Origin of the sequence: Anaerostipes hominis (ex Lee et al. 2021), from assembly GCF_002270485.1 — a bacterium.
Lineage (GTDB): Bacteria > Bacillota > Clostridia > Lachnospirales > Lachnospiraceae > Anaerostipes > Anaerostipes hominis.
Window position 1 is genome coordinate 1 of the sequence record NZ_NQOG01000033.1, and the last position, 16,791, is coordinate 16,791.

The following is a 16,791-nucleotide window of genomic DNA, read 5'->3' on the forward strand; positions in this document are numbered from 1 at the left end:
TTCGAGCCCAGCTCGGGGAGGTCAAAAAGACCGTGAAGCGGTCAAAGAAACAAGGCTCCATGGTCAAGTGGTTAAGACACCGCCCTTTCACGGCGGTAACACGGGTTCAAATCCCGTTGGAGTCATTCAGCTTCATACTTCGCCGTTGTGGCTCAATTGGCAGAGCAGCTGATTTGTAATCAGCAGGTTACCGGTTCAAGTCCGGTCAACGGCTTCATACACTTGGACATTAAGTGGTGAGAAGATAAGGACCTTTAGCTCAGTTGGTTAGAGCAATCGGCTCATAACCGATCGGTCCGGGGTTCGAGTCCCCGAGGGTCCATTTGTATACAGTTATTTCTGGCCCGGTGGCTCAGCTGGTTAGAGCGCCGCCCTGTCACGGCGGAGGTCGTGGGTTCGAACCCCATCCGGGTCGTCTCTTTTGCTTAAAAAGAGTAATTTATATTTGGGATCATAGCTCAGCTGGGAGAGCATCTGCCTTACAAGCAGAGGGTCATAGGTTCGAGCCCTATTGGTCCCATTTTGAGAGAATTTCTCTCAGGATGCCGTTGTGGCGGAACTGGCAGACGCACAGGACTTAAAATCCTGCGGGACTTATACTCCCGTACCGGTTCGATTCCGGTCAACGGCATTGAGCACTTGTTACAGGTGCTGTTTAATTTCATATGTGGGCGTAGCTCAGCTGGATAGAGCGTCTGGCTACGGACCAGAAGGTCGGGAGTTCGAATCTTCTCGCCCACGTAAAAACCCTTATAAATCAATGATTTATAGGGTTTTTTATTTATGCACCATACGATTCATGATAAATGTCAGGAGTTTATGGAAAAAATGACGGAAAATTTCCTATTTTGTATGTTAGAAGGTTTACTTTACAGAAGTGTTGTGGTATAATTCATAACTGTAGATCAAATGTAACAATACTGTAATAAACATAAAATTAATATAAAATATCGAAGTAGGAAGGTAACATCTTTATGAAGTCAATATTAAAAAAGACAGCAATATGTCTGCTCGTCTTTTCTATGATCATTACATCAGGATTGGCAGCCCCGAAAAAGGAAGTTCATGCAGCACAGAGTACATACGACGGACGGATATGGAAATCATGGGTAAAACTGAGAAAGTCCAAATCTAAAAAATCTAAAGTGATCCGTAAAATTTCAAAGGGAGAACCTGTGCAGGTTCATTACACGAGCGGGAAATGGAGAAAGGTTACATACAAAGGCAAGACAGGATTTGTCCTGAAAAAATATGTGTACATTAACACAAATGCTCCTGAACTGGCAGGAACTGAAGAAGAAAAAGGACAGGCAGTGGCAGCCTTTGCCCAGCGTTTTGTTGGCAACCCATATGTATGGGGAGGAACAAATCTAAACAGCGGTGCCGACTGCTCCGGTTTTGTCGGGGGAGTATACCGTTCCTTCGGATATAAGCTTCCGAGAACGTCTTCCGACCTCAGGAAAGCGGGCAGAAAGGTATCTTATAAAAACAAGCAGCCTGGAGATCTGATTTGTTACAGCGGCCATGTAGCCATGTACATAGGCAACGGCAAAATCGTCCATGCCAGTACAAGAAAAACAGGGATTAAGATTTCTCCGAGGGCCGATTACAGAAAAGTAGTTGCCGTGAGGAGAATCGTAAGAGAATAGATCAAACAAAATGTGCAAGAGAGATCCTGCACATTTTTTTTCATTTCATAGGAAAGTTCTACGACCTTCCCTATGAAATAAAAACGCTCCCCGGGTTGTGCACAGATGCGTAAGGAAATCATTTGCCTTTGGCAAATCGCATCTGGCACGCAAAGTTGTCAAGCCCCTCAAAGATTGAAGGAGGGCACTGAAAAAGTCAATCTCTGACTCGATTTAATACAATATATAGATACTCTGCAAAAGTATATTTCTATATATTGTATTAAATCTTATATAATTTGAACTTTTTCAGTGCCCTCAGATTGAAGGGTTGGGGAGCTGAAGTGTGGGCTTGACCACTTTGTTCTGTTTCCATAATGTTTTGATATAAGGAGGAGCGTATGAAATCAATCTTATTTGTCAATGGATGTATCAGGGGAGAAGAATCCAGAACGTTACTGCTGGCCAGGCGGTTTCTTGACTGTCTGAGAGGGAAATATGAGATCACAGAGGTGAGTGGTCTCTGTCTGCCGTTGGACCGTGAGGCCCTTGAAAAGAGGGAACGTCTGGCAGTTCAGGGGAATTGGGATGATCCGGTGTTTGATGAGGCCAGGAGATTTATGCAGGCGGATGCGGTCGTGCTTGCGGCTCCGTTCTGGGAAGGAACATTTCCGGCTGCCGTACACGCTTATATCGAACAGATTTGTGTTACAGGCATGACTTTTGGATACAGGGAGGACGGAACCGCAGAAGGCTACGGAAGGGCAAAGAGAGGCGTATTCTTTTCCACAAGGGGAGGAATTTATTCTGAGGGGCCAAATAAGAAGGACGACCACGCCGAAAAATTTCTTGCTTCCGTTTTTCGTATGCTAGGAATCCCGAAGACAGATACGGTGACCGCAGAGGGACTTGACATCATTGGAAATGATGTGAGACTCATCATGAATCAGGCACTGAGAGAGGCAGAACTACTGGCAGGGACTTTTTAGGGAAATGAGAATGAATCTTTTCCAAAACATGGACGGAATTACTTGAAAAACAATATAAAATACGGTTATATAAATATGATAGAATTCAAAAGACAAGAAAAGAGGCTGCAGTTATGTTAAACGTAGAACATTTATCGTACCGGATCAATGAAAATGGTGCAGATGTGCAAATATTGGATGATGTGAGCTTCTCTGTCGATGACGGGGAAATGCTTGTTGTCACAGGACCCAACGGCGGAGGAAAATCAACCATCGCAAAGATTTTAATGGGGATAGAAAAAGCAAGCGGGGGTAAAATCTCTCTGGACGGAGAAGACATCACAGATTATACCATAGACCAGAGGGCGAATGCAGGCATAGGATTTGCATTCCAGCAGCCTCCAAGATTTAAAGGGCTGACGGCTTCCAGGCTGCTGTCTCTTGCGGCAGGGGAGACACTGAAGGATGAGCGGTGCTGTGAATTGCTGAGCAGTGTCGGGCTCTGCGGAATGGAATATAAAGACCGGGAAGTGGATGCCACTCTGTCGGGGGGCGAGATGAAAAGGATCGAGATTGCCACCGTATTTGCAAAAGACCATAAAATATGTATCTTTGATGAACCGGAGGCAGGCATCGATCTTTGGAGTTTTGCCATGCTGATCAAAGAATTTGAAAAAATCCACAGGGAAAACAAGGCAAGTCTGATCCTGATCTCCCATCAGGAGAGGATCATCCGGATGGCAGACCGCATCATGATCATCAGAGACGGGCAGATAGAAGAGATCGGGTCGAAGGAAGAGGTTTATCCGCACCTCATGGCAGAAGAATCTGAAGGGCAATGTGCCTTCATGCAGGAATAGGGGGATAAGGACATGAAATTAGATCAAATAACGGCGGGAGTGCTGGAGGCTATCGACGGTCAGGGGTTTGTACAGAAAGGCGCTTATAACTTGCGTCAGAACGGACAGGCAGTATGTCACGGCGACAGTGAGAATGTCCGCATCGTAAAGAAGCAGGACAAGCCCGGGATTGATATCTTTATCAGCGGGAAGACAAAAGGTGAGGCAGTGCATATACCGGTGGTTGTTTCTGCTTCCGGTATCACAGATGTGGTCTATAATGACTTTTATATCGAGGACGGTGCAGATGTCCTGATCGTGGCAGGATGCGGCATTCACAACGACGGGGACCAGGAGAGCAGGCATGACGGCATTCATGCATTCCATGTGGGCAGCCATGCCAATGTACGGTATGAGGAGCGCCATTACGGGGAAGGAAAAGGAACCGGCGGCAGGGTTTTAAATCCTGTCACGAAAATCGATGTGGAGGAAGATTCTGTTTTTACACTGGATACGACTCAGATCAAAGGGGTAGATTCGACGATACGGGAGACACACGTGGAGATGGGGGCAGGGTCCAAACTCTATGTAATGGAAAAACTCATGACACATGGGAACCAGCAGGCCATATCAAACATGGACGTACAGTTAAACGGGGAGGAGAGTTCTGCACAGATCATATCCCGATCTGTCGCCAAGGACACATCCACCCAGGTCTTTCATCCGAAAGCCATCGGAAATGCACTGTGCCATGCACATGTGCAGTGTGATTCTATTATCATGGATGATGCAAAGATCAGTTCTATTCCTGAGATCAACGCAAATCATGTGGATGCTCAGATTATTCACGAGGCAGCCATCGGGCGTATTAATAATGATCAGCTCATAAAGCTGTGTACTTTTGGAATGACCGGGGAAGAGGCAGAAGCAGTGATCATAGAGGACTTTTTAAAATAATATTTAAAACAACAGGAGGAGAATAAGGGGGAGTATCAGGATGCTCGAATCAAGGGAAAATTATCTGGAAGCTATTTTAATGTTAAAACAGGAATTAGGGCAGGTGCGCTCTATCGATATAGCTAGAAAATTAAATTACAGCAAACCAAGCGTCAGTCGTGCGGTCGGGATTTTGAAAAAAGGGGGTTATATTCTCGTGGATGCAAAAGGATATATATCCCTTACATCTGAAGGGCTTAAAAAGGCCGAGTCTATCTACGAGAGACACAGGACGCTGACTTCGCTTTTTATGCAGATTGCAGGAGTGCCGGAACATGTGGCCGAGGAAGATGCATGCCGGTGTGAACATGTGCTGAGCGCCCAGACCTTTCAGGGGATCAAAATGTTTTTAAATGAAAATGGAATAAGAAAAAGAGAGGGTGTATAATAAGAGAGAGATAAGGCAAACAGCTGTGCAAGGAGGTAGCAATATGGGAAGACTTGAAGGAAAAGTTGCAGTCATTACCGGTGGGAATTCCGGGGTAGGTGAACAGGCGGCAAAGCGGTTTGCAAAGGAAGGCGCCAAAGTCGTTATCACTGCCAGGAGAAAGGAAAAGCTTGAGTCTGTGGCGGCGGATATAGAGGCCGCCGGATGCACAGTGCTGGCACTGCAGGGCGATATTTCTGTTCCCGGAGACGGCAAAAGAATCGTAGAAGCAGCCGTAGAGCATTTCGGTACGTTGGATATTCTGGTGAATAATGCTGGGGTGCTGGACGAAGGCCTGCTTCCCATCGATAAAGTAGCGGACAGCGAGATCGACAGGATCATTGACATCAACACAAAGGGAACTATGTATTTTATCCGTGCAGCGCTGGAAGTCATGCTGAAAAATAAGAGCGGATCAATCATCAATGTGGACAGTATTGCAGGAGTAAATGGGGGCGGGGGAGCTGCCTACGTGGCTTCCAAGGCAGCAGGCCTGGGTATTACCAAGCACACGGCTATGCGATGTGCAAAAGACGGTGTTCGGTGCAATGCCATTTGTCCGGGCATGATCAAGACTCCGATGACAGCGGGACAGACGATGGACTCTATGGACCCAGATATGATGGGGGCCATGGCTGTACATTCCGATTTGCGGCTTCCTGCATGTTCAGCAGAAGACGTGGCAAATTCCATTTTATTTTTGGCCAGTGACGAGTCTGCTCCTATCACAGGACAGTGTATTGTGCTGGATTACGGCGCAAACCTCTAAGAATTATATGGGCCCGGGATTTTCTCATATCAGAGAAGATCCCAGGCCTTTTTCTTTTAATTATGTAAATCAGAAAGTTCGGAACAATAACAGATGTGATTATTTTCATTATTTTTCGCGGAGTACAGTGCCTTGTCAGCATTGGACCATAGGGTTTGAAAATCTTTTCCGTGATCAGGATAAAAACCGATGCCCACAGAGACATATAGTCAGATAGTCAAATTGGGAATAATAAATAGTCTTTTTGTCCACCCGACTGAAATCCGGTACAGAGCGGTGAAGATGAAGAAGTTTCCATCCATTGTCCGTATGCTCCGTAATCATGCTGAAACGAAGATGGAGAGCCGGCAGATTTGTACCGCTGTTCCGTCTGCTGAGTTTGATTTCGCCGGTTATGAGAAAAAGACTCTCGCGCAGGCAGGAAGCTTCATACCATTCTTTATCAATTGAAAAAGTATTTTCAGCGCAGGGAGTTCCAAAGCTTTTGAGAAATTCAAGGGAACTCTGACAAAACTTCCCGGGACCCGTCCCGATTTCTGTCATATGGCAGTCTAAAAATCCCTCAATACTTTTTTCGTCGTTAATGATATTATTTTTATAGGATAAATCCGAGACAGCAAATGTACCGGATTCAAAGATTGTTCCGAGATTATTTTTTGATGGGATGATCCGGATGCCATAAAAAATAAATGGGCAAATAAGTCTACTTTTTTACCCATTTATTTTCATGAGCGTCCTTCTTCTGCCTGCCGGACCCATTTGAAAAATGTGTTGTGAGTGGTTCCAAGTTTTTTAGCAGATTCCCGGCCGCTTATTTTTTCTGCCTTCCAGAGTGTATAAATGCGGTCAAACTCCTTTGGTATTTCTTTAGGCGGACGTCCAAAACTGACGCCTCTGGCCTTGGCTACAGCAATTCCCTCGGCCTGCCGTTTTCTGATCTGCTCCCGTTCTGTCTGTGCAACGTAAGAAAGTATCTGCAGCACCAGATCAGATATAAAGACACCCGTCAGGTCCAGAGCATTTTTACCGCGGGTATCCAGAAGCGGAAGGTCAGTGACAACGATGTCGGCCTTCTTGCGTTTGGTGATAGTACGCCACTCTTCGATAATCTCTTCATAGTTCCTGCCCAGGCGGTCAATGGACTTTACGAAAAGAGTGTCTCCCGGCCGCAGCTTTCCAAGCAGTTTCTTATAAAGAGGCCGGTTAAAATCCTTTCCCGACTACCGGTCAATAAAAATATTATGTTTGGGTATTTTCAGGTCCTTCATCACTGCCAGCTGCCGTTCCACATTCTGATCTTTGGACGATACCCTGACATATCCATAATCCATTTCTCTCCCTCCTTCTACAAAATGTAACAGAAATATTATCCCATAAGGAACAGCATAAATGAAAAGGAAATATGTGCCGCAGAAGAAATAACGGGGAAACATTATCTTATGACGATATGCTGAGGGGAAGAAAGGTCGCCGATACACTGGGATTCGGGATCTTTGCTGAGATTATTTTTGAAGGAGATTTAAGGGTTTGTTTCAATGACGGTGTGAATGTAAGGAGCTTCAGGCAAGGAGATAAAATACCCGGAAATTATGACAATGACCATACCTGTTTTTTCGGACTTCTGGACTCTGCCAAACCAAACTTGAGTGCCAAGGCTTTTCTTGCGACTAAGCAGCGGATTCCGGGTCTGGGAAACGGTGTACTTCAGGATAGTGCAGGAAAAGCACAATAGGCTGACAAGGTTCCAGATATTACAAAAATTTCTCAGTTTAATGTAGTTTGTTATCACTATTGGAGGAGCGCATTTCAAAGCGCGACGGAAATAGTGATAACAAACTCATACTTAATCCGTCCGTTTATCTCCTTCAAAGAACAGGGCGACCGTTCCCGGCCCCGTATGGGCGCCGATGACGGTTCCCACACTATTGATCACTACATGGCCGTTTAGATTAGGAAATGTGGCTTCTACCAGGTCCGCAACCTGTCTGGCATCTTCATAGCAGGCGGAGTTGGAGATGAAACATTTACCGCTGTAGTCTGTGCCGTCTTTTGCGTGTTCTTCCATTTTCTTAACGATTTCTTTGACGGCCCGTTTTTTTGTTCGGATCTTAGCACGGGGGATCAGATGCCCCTCAGAGTCCATATTCAGCAGAGGACAGATGCCGAGCATCGTGCCGATAAAACCTGAGGTCTTGGAAATCCTCCCTCCGCGGATGTAGGAAGTGAGATCTGTGGAGAAAAACCAGTGGTGGATCTTCAGTCTGTTGGTGGCTGCCCACTCATAGACATCCCGGATGCTGTCCCCGCGGTCTCTCAGGTCTGCGGCCATATCTACGAGCAGTCCATAGCCGGAAGATGCGCCCAGAGAATCTACGAGAAAGATCTGCCGGTCCGGGTATTTTTCTAACAATTCATCCCTGGCGATGCTTGCGGAATTAAATGTTCCGGAGATACCTGAGGACAAACTGATATGCAGAATGTCCCGGCCATTTTTCAAAAAAGGTTCAAAAAATCCAATGTATTCTTCTACATTTATCTGGGAAGTGCTTGCCAGAGCACCTTCCTGTATTTTCTTATAAAACTCTGGAAATGGAATACTCTGCCCAAGATCATCCATATAATCCTTTCCGTCTAACGTTACATGAAAACATACATAAGGAATGTTACGGCGTTCAAAGTATTCTTTTTCCATATCTGCCGTGGAACAGCAGGTCAAAACAAATGGTTCCATAGTACTCCCTTTTCTCTTTCTTTGGGTCGATTGTCTGTTAGCTTCTATTATATAAGAAATTCCAGGAATTATCAAATATGAGCCTGACAGCAGAGAAGAATCGGACTTGTTAATAAAATATGAATAAATATTACGATATTATTACAAAAGACTTTACAATATTATTACGGCGTGCTATAATTCATAAATGTAAACAAAATGTAATAATTACGTAACATATAGAAAGAAGTTGAGTGAGGATACAATGAAAGCAATCGCAAAGAGAACAGCAATTTTTGCAGTTGCATGTTTAATGATAACAGGTACGGCGGCAACATCGCTTCCGGAAAAAGAAGTGCAGGCAGCCTCGGGTTATACCGGATATATTAAAAGTGCAACTACAAGTTTAAAACGGAGTAAATCAAAAAAGTCAAAGACATTAGTCAGAATCAAAAAGGGAAAGAAGGTTACCGTTTACTATACAAGCGGCAGCTGGAGAAAGATTTCCTATAAGGGAAAGACAGGATTTGTCCCGAAAAAACGTGTAAAGATAAGCACAAAAGCACCAAAGCTCAAAGGAAGTAAAAAAACAAAAGGAAAGACAGTGACAAGTTTCGCCAAGAGGTTTGTAGGAAACCCTTACCGCTGGGGCGGAACAAATTTAAATACTGGAGCTGACTGCTCCGGCTTCACAAAAGCCGTCTACCGTTCTTTTGGATATAATATCCCGAGAACTTCCTCCTCTCAGAGAAGAGCAGGAAAAAAGGTTTCTTATAAGAAGAAACAGCCGGGAGATCTGATCTGCTACAGCGGACACGTAGCCATCTATATCGGAGGCGGAAAGATCGTACATGCAAGTTCCAGAAAAACAGGCATCAAGATCTCACCAAAAGCGAATTACAGGAAAGTCGTATCTGTACGGCGGATTGTAAGATAAATACCGGAAGATAAATATCATACCGGCTAAAGAGAAAAAGCCCATGGAATCATTACCCCCTATCCTAAACTCATGATTCCAGGGCTTTTTTTCCATGTTCAGAAAAGGCTAGGCGTAGTAAAATAGAGAAAGTACTCGGTAATTTTAAAAATTATACTAATTGTACCGATATAAGTGCAAAAACTGATTTTATGAGATATATACAAAACCGGTGAAGGATATTATGATTAATACATAAGCAAGATGCTTGCTTAACTTCATCGGTTTTATTCATTGAAGGAGGCCTACGAGATGAATAATTTACAGGAAAAAGTAATACGTAGAATGATTGATACGTATGGTTTTTTCACCACTGATGAACTTTCTGAAATGACAGGAGTTTCTGTCAGCAGCATCAAACACTCTTTAAGCGATATCAGCCGTGAGATAGAGAAGTATGAAGCAAAACTATTGACGGCACCGCGAAAAGGACTGTGTTTGGTCGCAACGGAAGAACAGAGGGAAATGATCCTGGATGACCTCAATGAATATGCCAACAAAGACCCGGAATCATTCTACTACCGAAAGAACTATATATTAGATACGTTATTTTACTATCCGGCCAAATATACGATTCAGCTTTTCTCCGAAGAGCTGTGTGTGAGCAGGAATATCATTCAGAAAGATCTGAAGCATATTGAAGACTATTTAAGTGAGTTTAACCTGACCCTCACAAAAGTAAGAAATCAGGGGATTCAGATCAAGGGAGATGAATTTGATCTAAGACAGGCAATCGTGGATTCTGAAAACAAAAAGTATTGGAAACACGCCTATATTGATAAGCTGCCTGAAAACTTAGACTACCGAATCAGCAAACGGGCCTACACCTTTTTTACCGACCATTATCCTAAAGAAAACATTATGAAGGTGCAGGACAGCCTCCGGAAGGCAGAAGAGTTTTTAAATCAGATCTTTGTGGATATCTCTTTTTGCCGGCTGACGGAATACTTACTACTGACAATCAACCGTATCGGGGAAGGGAAAATCCTCCAAAACGCGGGAAGCCGAAAGATGACCAAGTTAGATACTTCTTTCCTCGATGCGGCTCGGTTGATATTAGATGAGATTATTTCTCAAAACGGAGATATGTCATTAGAATACCAGTTTCTGGCCGCCAAGCTGATGGTTGCAAAGACCTGCGGACACGGAAACCGCCCTAAGGATGAAAGATATGAGAATATCGCACTGGACTATCTATCCATTGTCCTGGCCGTGATGAAGAAAGAAAACGTATTAAAAAATGAGGTTCTTATCAATGACGTCAGTTCATTTTTAGAAAAGATCACGATCAAACGTGATTACAAATTAGTGGAATGGGACGACCTGCACAGAGATGTGCAGCATCAGCTGCAGGATGTATATGCGGCATGTATGACTTATATTTTTGACATTGAAGGTAAGCTATCTGTGATATTGACCCAGGATGAGATTGCATGGATCGCATTGTTGATTCACAATGCGATGATGGACATAAGGGAGGGACGCCAGGCAGTTTTAATGACTGCAACTGATCCTCATACCGCAAGGTACCAGAAGATTAAGATTGAGAATGCAGTTGAAGGACTTGAGATTATAGACAGCATTCATATACGGGACTTTCATCCGGAAACAATGAAAGGACAATTATTGATTTCTACGGTTCCTCTAAAGGAGCCGAGGGAAAATACAATTGAAGTGACAAAACATATCGATCAGGCGGACATCAACAAAATCGCCGTAAGTCTGGATGAACTCGATCATGACAAAAAAATGACGGATGCGCTGGAGACGACAAAGAAGACTTTCAGAGAATCTTTGATCTTAACCGACGTCAATGTCATGGAAAAACAGGATGTGATACAGCTCGCAAGTGACCTTTTGTATGAACAGGGATTCATAGAGAAAGGATTCAGCCAGGAAGTGTGGAAACGGGAATTAAAAAGGCCGTCCACCGTCGGAAGAAACATCGTTATGCCACATATTTACAAAGATTATGTGAAGCAGAGCGGAGTTGCGGTTGTAAGGCTAAAATATCCGATCTCATGGACGCCCAACGAAAAGGTACGGCTGATGTTCCTGATTGCGATTGATTTTGAAACCTCGGAGGAGATTCTTAGGTTTTTCCAGTATTTCTATGGGATGATCGGCAATAAAGAACTGATCGGACATCTTCTGGATGCGGAAGGGCCCAAAGAGTTTTATGAGATTCTAATGAGTGAAGCAGGGTAACAATGGCCGAAAGGCTGCTAATTTAAAGGAGGAAGCACTATGTTAGTAAACATGAAAGAAATTTTAGAGATCGCAGAGAAGGAGCAGTATGCAATTCCATGTATCAACACTCCGAACGTGGAAACCATCCGTGCAGTCATCGGTGCGGCAGAAGAATTAAACACACCGATCATCATTGACCATGCACAGGTACATGATCCGCTCATCCCGATCGAGAGAATCGGGCCGGAAATGTTAAAATATGCGAAGGCAGCATCTGTACCGGTTTGTGTACACTTAGACCACGGCAGTGACTATGATTTCGTACTTAGAGCTTTAAAGGTCGGATTCCCGTCTATCATGTATGACTGCAGCGCACTTCCTTACGAAGAAAACTTAAAGAGAGTAAAAGAATTCGTAAAGATCGCTCATCCTGCAGGAATCACAGTAGAGGCTGAACTGGGAGTTATGGCATCTACTGCAGAGGATACTCATGGAGAAGAGGACGCAGAGAGCCGTGTTCTGACAAACGAAGATATAAAAGAATTCTTCACAGAGCCGGAAGAAGCAAAAGCATTCGCTGAAGAGACAGGATGTGATGCACTGGCTGTATGCTTTGGAACTATGCACGGAATTTACGCAGAGCCGCCGGTATTGGACATTGACAGAGTGAAAGCACTCCGCGCAGCGATTCCGGATACATGCCGTGTCGTTATGCATGGAGCTTCAGGAGTAGAATTCTCTCAGGTACAGGAAGCGATCACAGCAGGATGCTCTAAAGTAAATTACTACTCTTACATGGCAAAGGCAGCCACAAAATTTGTAGCAGACCGTGTTGCTGAGACAGATGGAAAGATTGCATACCATGAATTACAGGAAGAAGCCTATGAATTCATGAAAGGATATGCAAAAGACGTAATCAAGGCGTTTAAAAACGGGAAATAAGATTCGTAAAGGGAGGGAAAACATTTCATGAACAGTGTGGACTTATCCGAAGTGCTGCTCGATGAAATGGTGATCCTTGACCGGGAACCGTTTAAGGACAAAGATGACATGTTTAATGTGATGACCAGGCAGTTTGAAACGGCAGGACTCGTTTCAGACGCCGGGGCATTCAAAAAGGCTTTGGAATTTCGGGAGACTTTGGGGCCGACTTACATGGGCAATATGATTGCCATCCCTCACGGGAAATGTAAAGAGGTCCTGACACCCGGAATCGGATTCTGCAGATGCAGGGAGCCGTTCATTTATGAGTCTGGCGGGGAGTCAGGCGAAGTAAAGTACATCTTTGTTCTGGCGATTTCTGAAAATCAAGAGAATGATTACCATTTGAGAGTGCTGGCAACTTTGGCAGGATTTTTGGCTCACGACGAGTTTTTGGCATTATTAGAAAAGGCTGAAAGTTATGATGAGTTGATCAAAGGGATCAAAGAACTTTAGAAAAGGAGGGACGTATCATGAAAGTTGTTGCAGTAACATCATGTGCGACAGGAATTGCGCACACCTACATGGCAGCAGAAGCGATACAGAAGATCTGCAAGCAAAAAGGTTACAAGTGCAAGGTTGAAAAACAGGGAGCACTTGGAATCGAAGACAAGCTGAGGGACAGGGATATCAAAGAAGCAGACCTGATTGTATTTGCAAACGATGTCGGAATTACAAAAGCAGAACGTTTTACACCTTACAAAGACAAGATTTTTCAGACTAAACCACATGCAGTGATCAAAGACCCAAGTATTATTTTTAGTGAAGTAGAAGAGTAGTAAAAGAGAGAATAAAAATATGAAGGGATGGATGAAAAATGAGAGACGTAGTAGATGATATTAAGGAAGCGTTTTTAACCGGTGTTTCATATATGCTGCCGTTTGTAGTAGCAGGAGGTATTTTAGTAGCTTTAGGGTTCTTGCTGGGAGGATATGATATTCCGAATACAGTGGAGCCGGGAAGAAATTTTGCCTCAACTATCTTCTGGATCGGTAAAATTGGTCTGGGAACTTTCATGGTACCAATTTTAGGTGCATATGTAGCTTTCTCAATCGCCGACAAACCGGGAATCTGCGTTGGAATGTTCGGAGGATGGCTGGCAACTGACCCTTGGGGAATGGGATATTCTTCAGGATTTATCGGAGCACTGATCGCAGGTATTATCGCAGGATATCTTGTAAACTGGTTAAAGAAGATCCCGCTTCCTAACGCTGTGAGATCACTGCTTCCAACCTTGTTCATTCCGGTAATCGGATGTGCGGGTATTTGTTTGCTGATGCACTATGTGATCGGAGGACCTTTAGGGGCATTAACAACAGCATTGACAACAATGTTAAACAACCTGGGAACTGGAAACCTGGTACTCTTAGGTATTGTGCAGGGATGTATGCTGGCATTTGACATGGGTGGTCCGTGTAACAAAGTTGCCTACGCATTTGCCCTGGCATGTATGGAAACAGGAAACTACGCACCGATGGCTGCTAACTTTGTAGCTTGCTGTGCACCGCCTCTTGCAATGGCATTTGCAATGTTAGTTGCACCAAAGAAATTTACAAAAGAAGACAGAACAGGAATCGCCGGATGTTTTGCAGGGGCGTTATGTATGATCACGGAGTTTGCAATCCCGTATGCTGCAAAGAACTTAAAATACATCCCATGCTTTATGGTTGGTTCAGCTGTAGGATCTGTAATGTCTTACTTATGGGGTATTACAATCCGTGCACCTCACGGTGGAGTATTCGTAGTATTTGCAATGAATAAAGTGATTCCATTCTTTATCTGTTTGATCGTTGCAGGAGCTGTCTCAGCTGCATTGATCGTACTTGTATCTAAAACAAAAACAGAGCAGGAATTGGCAGAAGATTAAATAATAATTTCAACAAGACAGGAGAAATAAAATGGCAAAGTTATTTGATATCATGGGACATTTCCCATTTGATCCGGACAAAAAGAAACCGATGCTGATCCGCAAACAGGATTATTCTACAGCGTTATATCCGCCGGACAATGCATTTACATCCGACAATACATTCACAATGATCACAACAGATACCTTTATGCTCGGTATTTATGAGTTGGGACCGGGAGGAGTATTTGCACCGCTTGACATCCATCCTGGAGATGAGTCTTACTACATCTTAAACGGACCGGTTGTACAGAGGAGCGGAAACGGACAGTTTGCTTACTTAGAGACAGGAGAGGGACTGTTTATGCCGGAAGGTGCTTGGCACTGCTGCCATAACTTCTCAGACCAGAAGGCAAGAATCCTTTACTTCATCACTCCAAAAGCATGGAGCGAGTCCATTCCTCCGGCTGTTATCCCGACAGAGGAAGAGACAAAGTTCTACAAAGGACCGAACAATGACAACCTTCCGGATATGAGAGACAAGATCCAGGATATCTCCCGTCAGGGATGCACCGATGATATCGGATGCTGGCCGGTAGACCCGACAGAAGCAAGAAAGACCGGAGCTGTTTACGCAGTGCGTGATTTTGAAAAATTAAACAATGTACACGGAACAACTCATCCAATGCTTATGAGATTTATCACAAGCAACGATTACGGACACTTCGGTGAAATGATCCTTCCGGCAGGTGGATACGGACCGAGATGTTCAGATCCTGACACACATGCAGGAGACGGAGCACTCTACTGTGTTGACGGACCGGTGACCGTAAACTTGGTTGACGCACAGGAAAGCTTTGTTATGGAACCCGAAGATACTTTCTTCCTTCCGGCAGGAACGAAATATCAGTTAGTGAACTTTGAAGCTAAACCGGTGAAGGTTGTATTTGCAGTAACTGAATTATAATCCCATCCATGAAATCACGATAAGATATACATAAATCAACGCAGGAATAGAACCGCCGCAGTGATTGGTGTATAATTAAGAAGAACACATGGTGATTTGCCTTGAAAAGATTCTTTGCGGCATGCCGTGAAGAATCTTTTTGGCAGGAAAGGGGATAAACGATGGGACAATACAAAGGCATAATTTTTGACTTGGACGGGACACTTCTTGATACGATCGGAGATCTTACGGACTCCGTCAATGAGGTGATGGAGAAGTTTGGATTTCCTCTCCACGGTCCGGAAGACTACAAGAAAAAAGTAGGAAACGGATTTAAAAAGCTTGTGGAGAGAAGCCTTCCTGAGGATGCCAGGGATGAGAAGACCATCGATGATGCGGTGGCTGTCTTTGTAGAAGCTTATGACCGGAGGTATCTGGATAAGACTGCTCCCTATGAAGGGATTTTGGAACTGTTGGCGAAGCTTTGTGAGAAGGGGATCGCCCTGGGAGTCAATTCCAACAAGAGATCGGACTATACCAATGCACTGATTGAAAAATTTTTTGCACACATCCCATTTGTGGATGTGTTCGGAGAGAGAGAGGGAATACCGAAGAAGCCGGATCCGGCAGGGGCGCTCGAGCTTTTAAAACTCATGGGGCTTAAAAAGGATGAAGTGCTTTATATCGGGGATTCTGATACAGATATGCTGACAGGAAAGAACGCAGGCCTGGATACGGTCGGCGTTTCCTGGGGGTTCAGGGGAAGAGAAGAACTGGAAGCATATGGGGGAACTTTTGTGGTAGACAGGCCGGAGGAGATATTAGGTCTGTTGGAAAGGAGCGAGCAATGAAAATTTCTTTAGGATGTGACGAGGCAGCCTTTGACTTGAAAGAGGCGATTAAAAAGCATCTGGAGGATGTGGGACATGAAGTGGTAGACAACGGTGTGGGACCGGGAGAAGTGGAACTTTACCCGGATGTGGCAGTGCGTACCTGTGAAAAAGTAACAAGCAACGAATGCGACAGAGGCATTCTTGTATGCGGAACAGGAATTGGAATGGCGATGACAGCCAACAAGGTGCCGGGAATCCGTGCGGCAGTCTGCCATGATCCGTTCTCAACAGAGCGCTCTATCCTGAGCAACGACGGAAATGTTATGTGTATGGGAGCCAGAGTCATTGCACCTCAGCTGGCATTATATTTACTGGACATCTGGATGGGACTGACCTTCAAAGACGGACCGTCCACAGAAAAGGTAGAACGGATCACATATTACGAAAAGCAGTTCAGCAAATAGGACCAAACACTTTTAAGGAGGGTTTTCTATGGATTTTAAATTTGGAGTGGATACATTTATCTGGGCAGAGGCTTATGGGGAGGAACATCTCTGGATCATCCCAAAGGCAAAAGAACTGGGATTTGAAGTCATTGACTTTGCGATTTCCAATCCATTTACATTTCCAGTAAAACAGGTAAAGGCTGAACTGGAACGGGTGGGTATTGACTGTGTCTGCA

Annotated in this window: 20 protein-coding genes, 7 tRNA genes and 2 pseudogenes; 25 read left to right on the forward strand and 4 right to left on the reverse strand. The window is 44.4% G+C overall.

Annotated elements, in window-relative coordinates; translation table 11 throughout:
* Positions 1 to 53: 53 nt before the first annotated feature.
* The 13 genes from CI597_RS16590 to CI597_RS16655 all read left to right on the forward strand — a co-directional run bounded on the left by CI597_RS16590 (position 54) and on the right by CI597_RS16655 (position 5,627).
* A tRNA-Glu gene (locus CI597_RS16590) sits at positions 54 to 125 on the forward strand.
* Between the two features lie 16 nt (positions 126 to 141).
* Positions 142 to 214: transfer RNA gene (locus CI597_RS16595), tRNA-Thr, on the forward strand.
* Positions 215 to 248: 34 nt separating this feature from the next.
* Positions 249 to 322 (forward strand) — tRNA-Ile (locus tag CI597_RS16600).
* Positions 323 to 341: 19 nt separating this feature from the next.
* Positions 342 to 415 (forward strand) — tRNA-Asp (locus CI597_RS16605).
* Between the two features lie 32 nt (positions 416 to 447).
* Positions 448 to 520: transfer RNA gene (locus tag CI597_RS16610), tRNA-Val, on the forward strand.
* Between the two features lie 24 nt (positions 521 to 544).
* Positions 545 to 631 (forward strand) — tRNA-Leu (locus CI597_RS16615).
* 36 nt (positions 632 to 667) lie between these two features.
* A tRNA-Arg gene (locus CI597_RS16620) sits at positions 668 to 741 on the forward strand.
* Between the two features lie 233 nt (positions 742 to 974).
* Complete coding sequence (locus CI597_RS16625; RefSeq protein WP_024726367.1) at positions 975 to 1,649, forward strand: C40 family peptidase; 675 nt, start codon at positions 975 to 977, stop codon at positions 1,647 to 1,649.
* 380 nt (positions 1,650 to 2,029) lie between these two features.
* Positions 2,030 to 2,617, forward strand: a complete 588-nt coding sequence (locus CI597_RS16635; RefSeq protein ID WP_024726368.1) for an NAD(P)H-dependent oxidoreductase — start codon at positions 2,030 to 2,032, stop codon at positions 2,615 to 2,617.
* Between the two features lie 113 nt (positions 2,618 to 2,730).
* Complete coding sequence (locus CI597_RS16640; RefSeq protein ID WP_024726369.1) at positions 2,731 to 3,456, forward strand: ABC transporter ATP-binding protein; 726 nt, start codon at positions 2,731 to 2,733, stop codon at positions 3,454 to 3,456.
* A gap of 12 nt (positions 3,457 to 3,468) precedes the next feature.
* On the forward strand, positions 3,469 to 4,392 hold the full coding sequence (locus CI597_RS16645; protein ID WP_024726370.1) for a SufB/SufD family protein: 924 nt from the start codon (positions 3,469 to 3,471) through the stop codon (positions 4,390 to 4,392).
* A 40-nt stretch (positions 4,393 to 4,432) separates the two neighbouring features.
* Complete coding sequence (locus tag CI597_RS16650; RefSeq protein ID WP_024726371.1) at positions 4,433 to 4,819, forward strand: metal-dependent transcriptional regulator; 387 nt, start codon at positions 4,433 to 4,435, stop codon at positions 4,817 to 4,819.
* A 43-nt stretch (positions 4,820 to 4,862) separates the two neighbouring features.
* The gene (locus CI597_RS16655) at positions 4,863 to 5,627 is read left to right on the forward strand and encodes an SDR family NAD(P)-dependent oxidoreductase (RefSeq protein ID WP_024726372.1); all 765 of its coding nucleotides are present in this window, start codon (positions 4,863 to 4,865) and stop codon (positions 5,625 to 5,627) included.
* Between the two features lie 56 nt (positions 5,628 to 5,683).
* Here CI597_RS16655 and CI597_RS19590 read toward each other — a convergent pair whose 3' ends face one another.
* Both CI597_RS19590 and CI597_RS19595 read right to left on the reverse strand, forming a co-directional pair.
* On the reverse strand, positions 5,684 to 5,824 hold the full coding sequence (locus CI597_RS19590; protein WP_235824664.1) for a diguanylate cyclase domain-containing protein: 141 nt from the start codon (positions 5,822 to 5,824) through the stop codon (positions 5,684 to 5,686).
* On the reverse strand, positions 5,802 to 5,951 hold the full coding sequence (locus CI597_RS19595; RefSeq protein WP_243167424.1) for a nuclear transport factor 2 family protein: 150 nt from the start codon (positions 5,949 to 5,951) through the stop codon (positions 5,802 to 5,804). The genes CI597_RS19590 and CI597_RS19595 overlap by 23 nt, the downstream gene beginning before the upstream one ends.
* Here CI597_RS19595 and CI597_RS18855 point away from each other — a divergent pair.
* The gene (locus tag CI597_RS18855; RefSeq protein WP_235824665.1) at positions 5,910 to 6,077 is read left to right on the forward strand and encodes a hypothetical protein; all 168 of its coding nucleotides are present in this window, start codon (positions 5,910 to 5,912) and stop codon (positions 6,075 to 6,077) included. The two genes, CI597_RS19595 and CI597_RS18855, sit on opposite strands and share 42 nt — an antisense overlap.
* A gap of 275 nt (positions 6,078 to 6,352) precedes the next feature.
* On the opposite strand, the pseudogene CI597_RS16665 reads toward CI597_RS18855, so the two are convergent.
* A pseudogene (locus CI597_RS16665) lies at positions 6,353 to 6,958 on the reverse strand (recombinase family protein).
* A gap of 71 nt (positions 6,959 to 7,029) precedes the next feature.
* Here CI597_RS16665 and CI597_RS16670 point away from each other — a divergent pair.
* On the forward strand, positions 7,030 to 7,359 hold the full coding sequence (locus tag CI597_RS16670; protein ID WP_024726374.1) for a hypothetical protein: 330 nt from the start codon (positions 7,030 to 7,032) through the stop codon (positions 7,357 to 7,359).
* Between the two features lie 111 nt (positions 7,360 to 7,470).
* On the opposite strand, the gene CI597_RS16675 is transcribed toward CI597_RS16670, so the two are convergent.
* The gene (locus CI597_RS16675; protein WP_024726375.1) at positions 7,471 to 8,358 is read right to left on the reverse strand and encodes a DegV family protein; all 888 of its coding nucleotides are present in this window, start codon (positions 8,356 to 8,358) and stop codon (positions 7,471 to 7,473) included.
* Between the two features lie 244 nt (positions 8,359 to 8,602).
* Between CI597_RS16675 and CI597_RS16680 the strand changes: the two genes are divergently transcribed.
* From CI597_RS16680 to CI597_RS16725, 10 genes and pseudogenes are all read left to right on the forward strand, one after another.
* The gene (locus CI597_RS16680) at positions 8,603 to 9,274 is read left to right on the forward strand and encodes a C40 family peptidase (RefSeq protein ID WP_024726376.1); all 672 of its coding nucleotides are present in this window, start codon (positions 8,603 to 8,605) and stop codon (positions 9,272 to 9,274) included.
* 291 nt (positions 9,275 to 9,565) lie between these two features.
* On the forward strand, positions 9,566 to 11,521 hold the full coding sequence (locus CI597_RS16685; protein WP_024726377.1) for a BglG family transcription antiterminator: 1,956 nt from the start codon (positions 9,566 to 9,568) through the stop codon (positions 11,519 to 11,521).
* A 39-nt stretch (positions 11,522 to 11,560) separates the two neighbouring features.
* A complete protein-coding gene (locus CI597_RS16690; RefSeq protein ID WP_024726378.1) occupies positions 11,561 to 12,445 on the forward strand; it encodes a class II fructose-bisphosphate aldolase in 885 nt (294 codons plus the stop codon).
* A 27-nt stretch (positions 12,446 to 12,472) separates the two neighbouring features.
* Positions 12,473 to 12,940, forward strand: coding sequence for a PTS sugar transporter subunit IIA (locus tag CI597_RS16695; RefSeq protein WP_024726379.1), 468 nt, complete (start codon positions 12,473 to 12,475; stop codon positions 12,938 to 12,940).
* A gap of 17 nt (positions 12,941 to 12,957) precedes the next feature.
* Complete coding sequence (locus CI597_RS16700) at positions 12,958 to 13,263, forward strand: PTS fructose transporter subunit IIB (RefSeq protein ID WP_024726380.1); 306 nt, start codon at positions 12,958 to 12,960, stop codon at positions 13,261 to 13,263.
* 38 nt (positions 13,264 to 13,301) lie between these two features.
* On the forward strand, positions 13,302 to 14,351 hold the full coding sequence (locus tag CI597_RS16705; protein WP_024726381.1) for a PTS fructose transporter subunit IIC: 1,050 nt from the start codon (positions 13,302 to 13,304) through the stop codon (positions 14,349 to 14,351).
* A 31-nt stretch (positions 14,352 to 14,382) separates the two neighbouring features.
* Entirely contained in the window at positions 14,383 to 15,297 is a 915-nt protein-coding gene (locus tag CI597_RS16710; protein ID WP_024726382.1) for a cupin domain-containing protein, read from the forward strand.
* A gap of 161 nt (positions 15,298 to 15,458) precedes the next feature.
* Positions 15,459 to 16,127, forward strand: coding sequence for an HAD family hydrolase (locus tag CI597_RS16715; RefSeq protein ID WP_024726383.1), 669 nt, complete (start codon positions 15,459 to 15,461; stop codon positions 16,125 to 16,127).
* Complete coding sequence (gene rpiB / locus CI597_RS16720) at positions 16,124 to 16,573, forward strand: ribose 5-phosphate isomerase B (RefSeq protein ID WP_024726384.1); 450 nt, start codon at positions 16,124 to 16,126, stop codon at positions 16,571 to 16,573. Before CI597_RS16715 ends, rpiB begins: the two co-directional genes overlap by 4 nt.
* Before the next feature lie 28 nt (positions 16,574 to 16,601).
* Positions 16,602 to 16,791: pseudogene (locus CI597_RS16725) on the forward strand (sugar phosphate isomerase/epimerase); the annotation flags it as partial.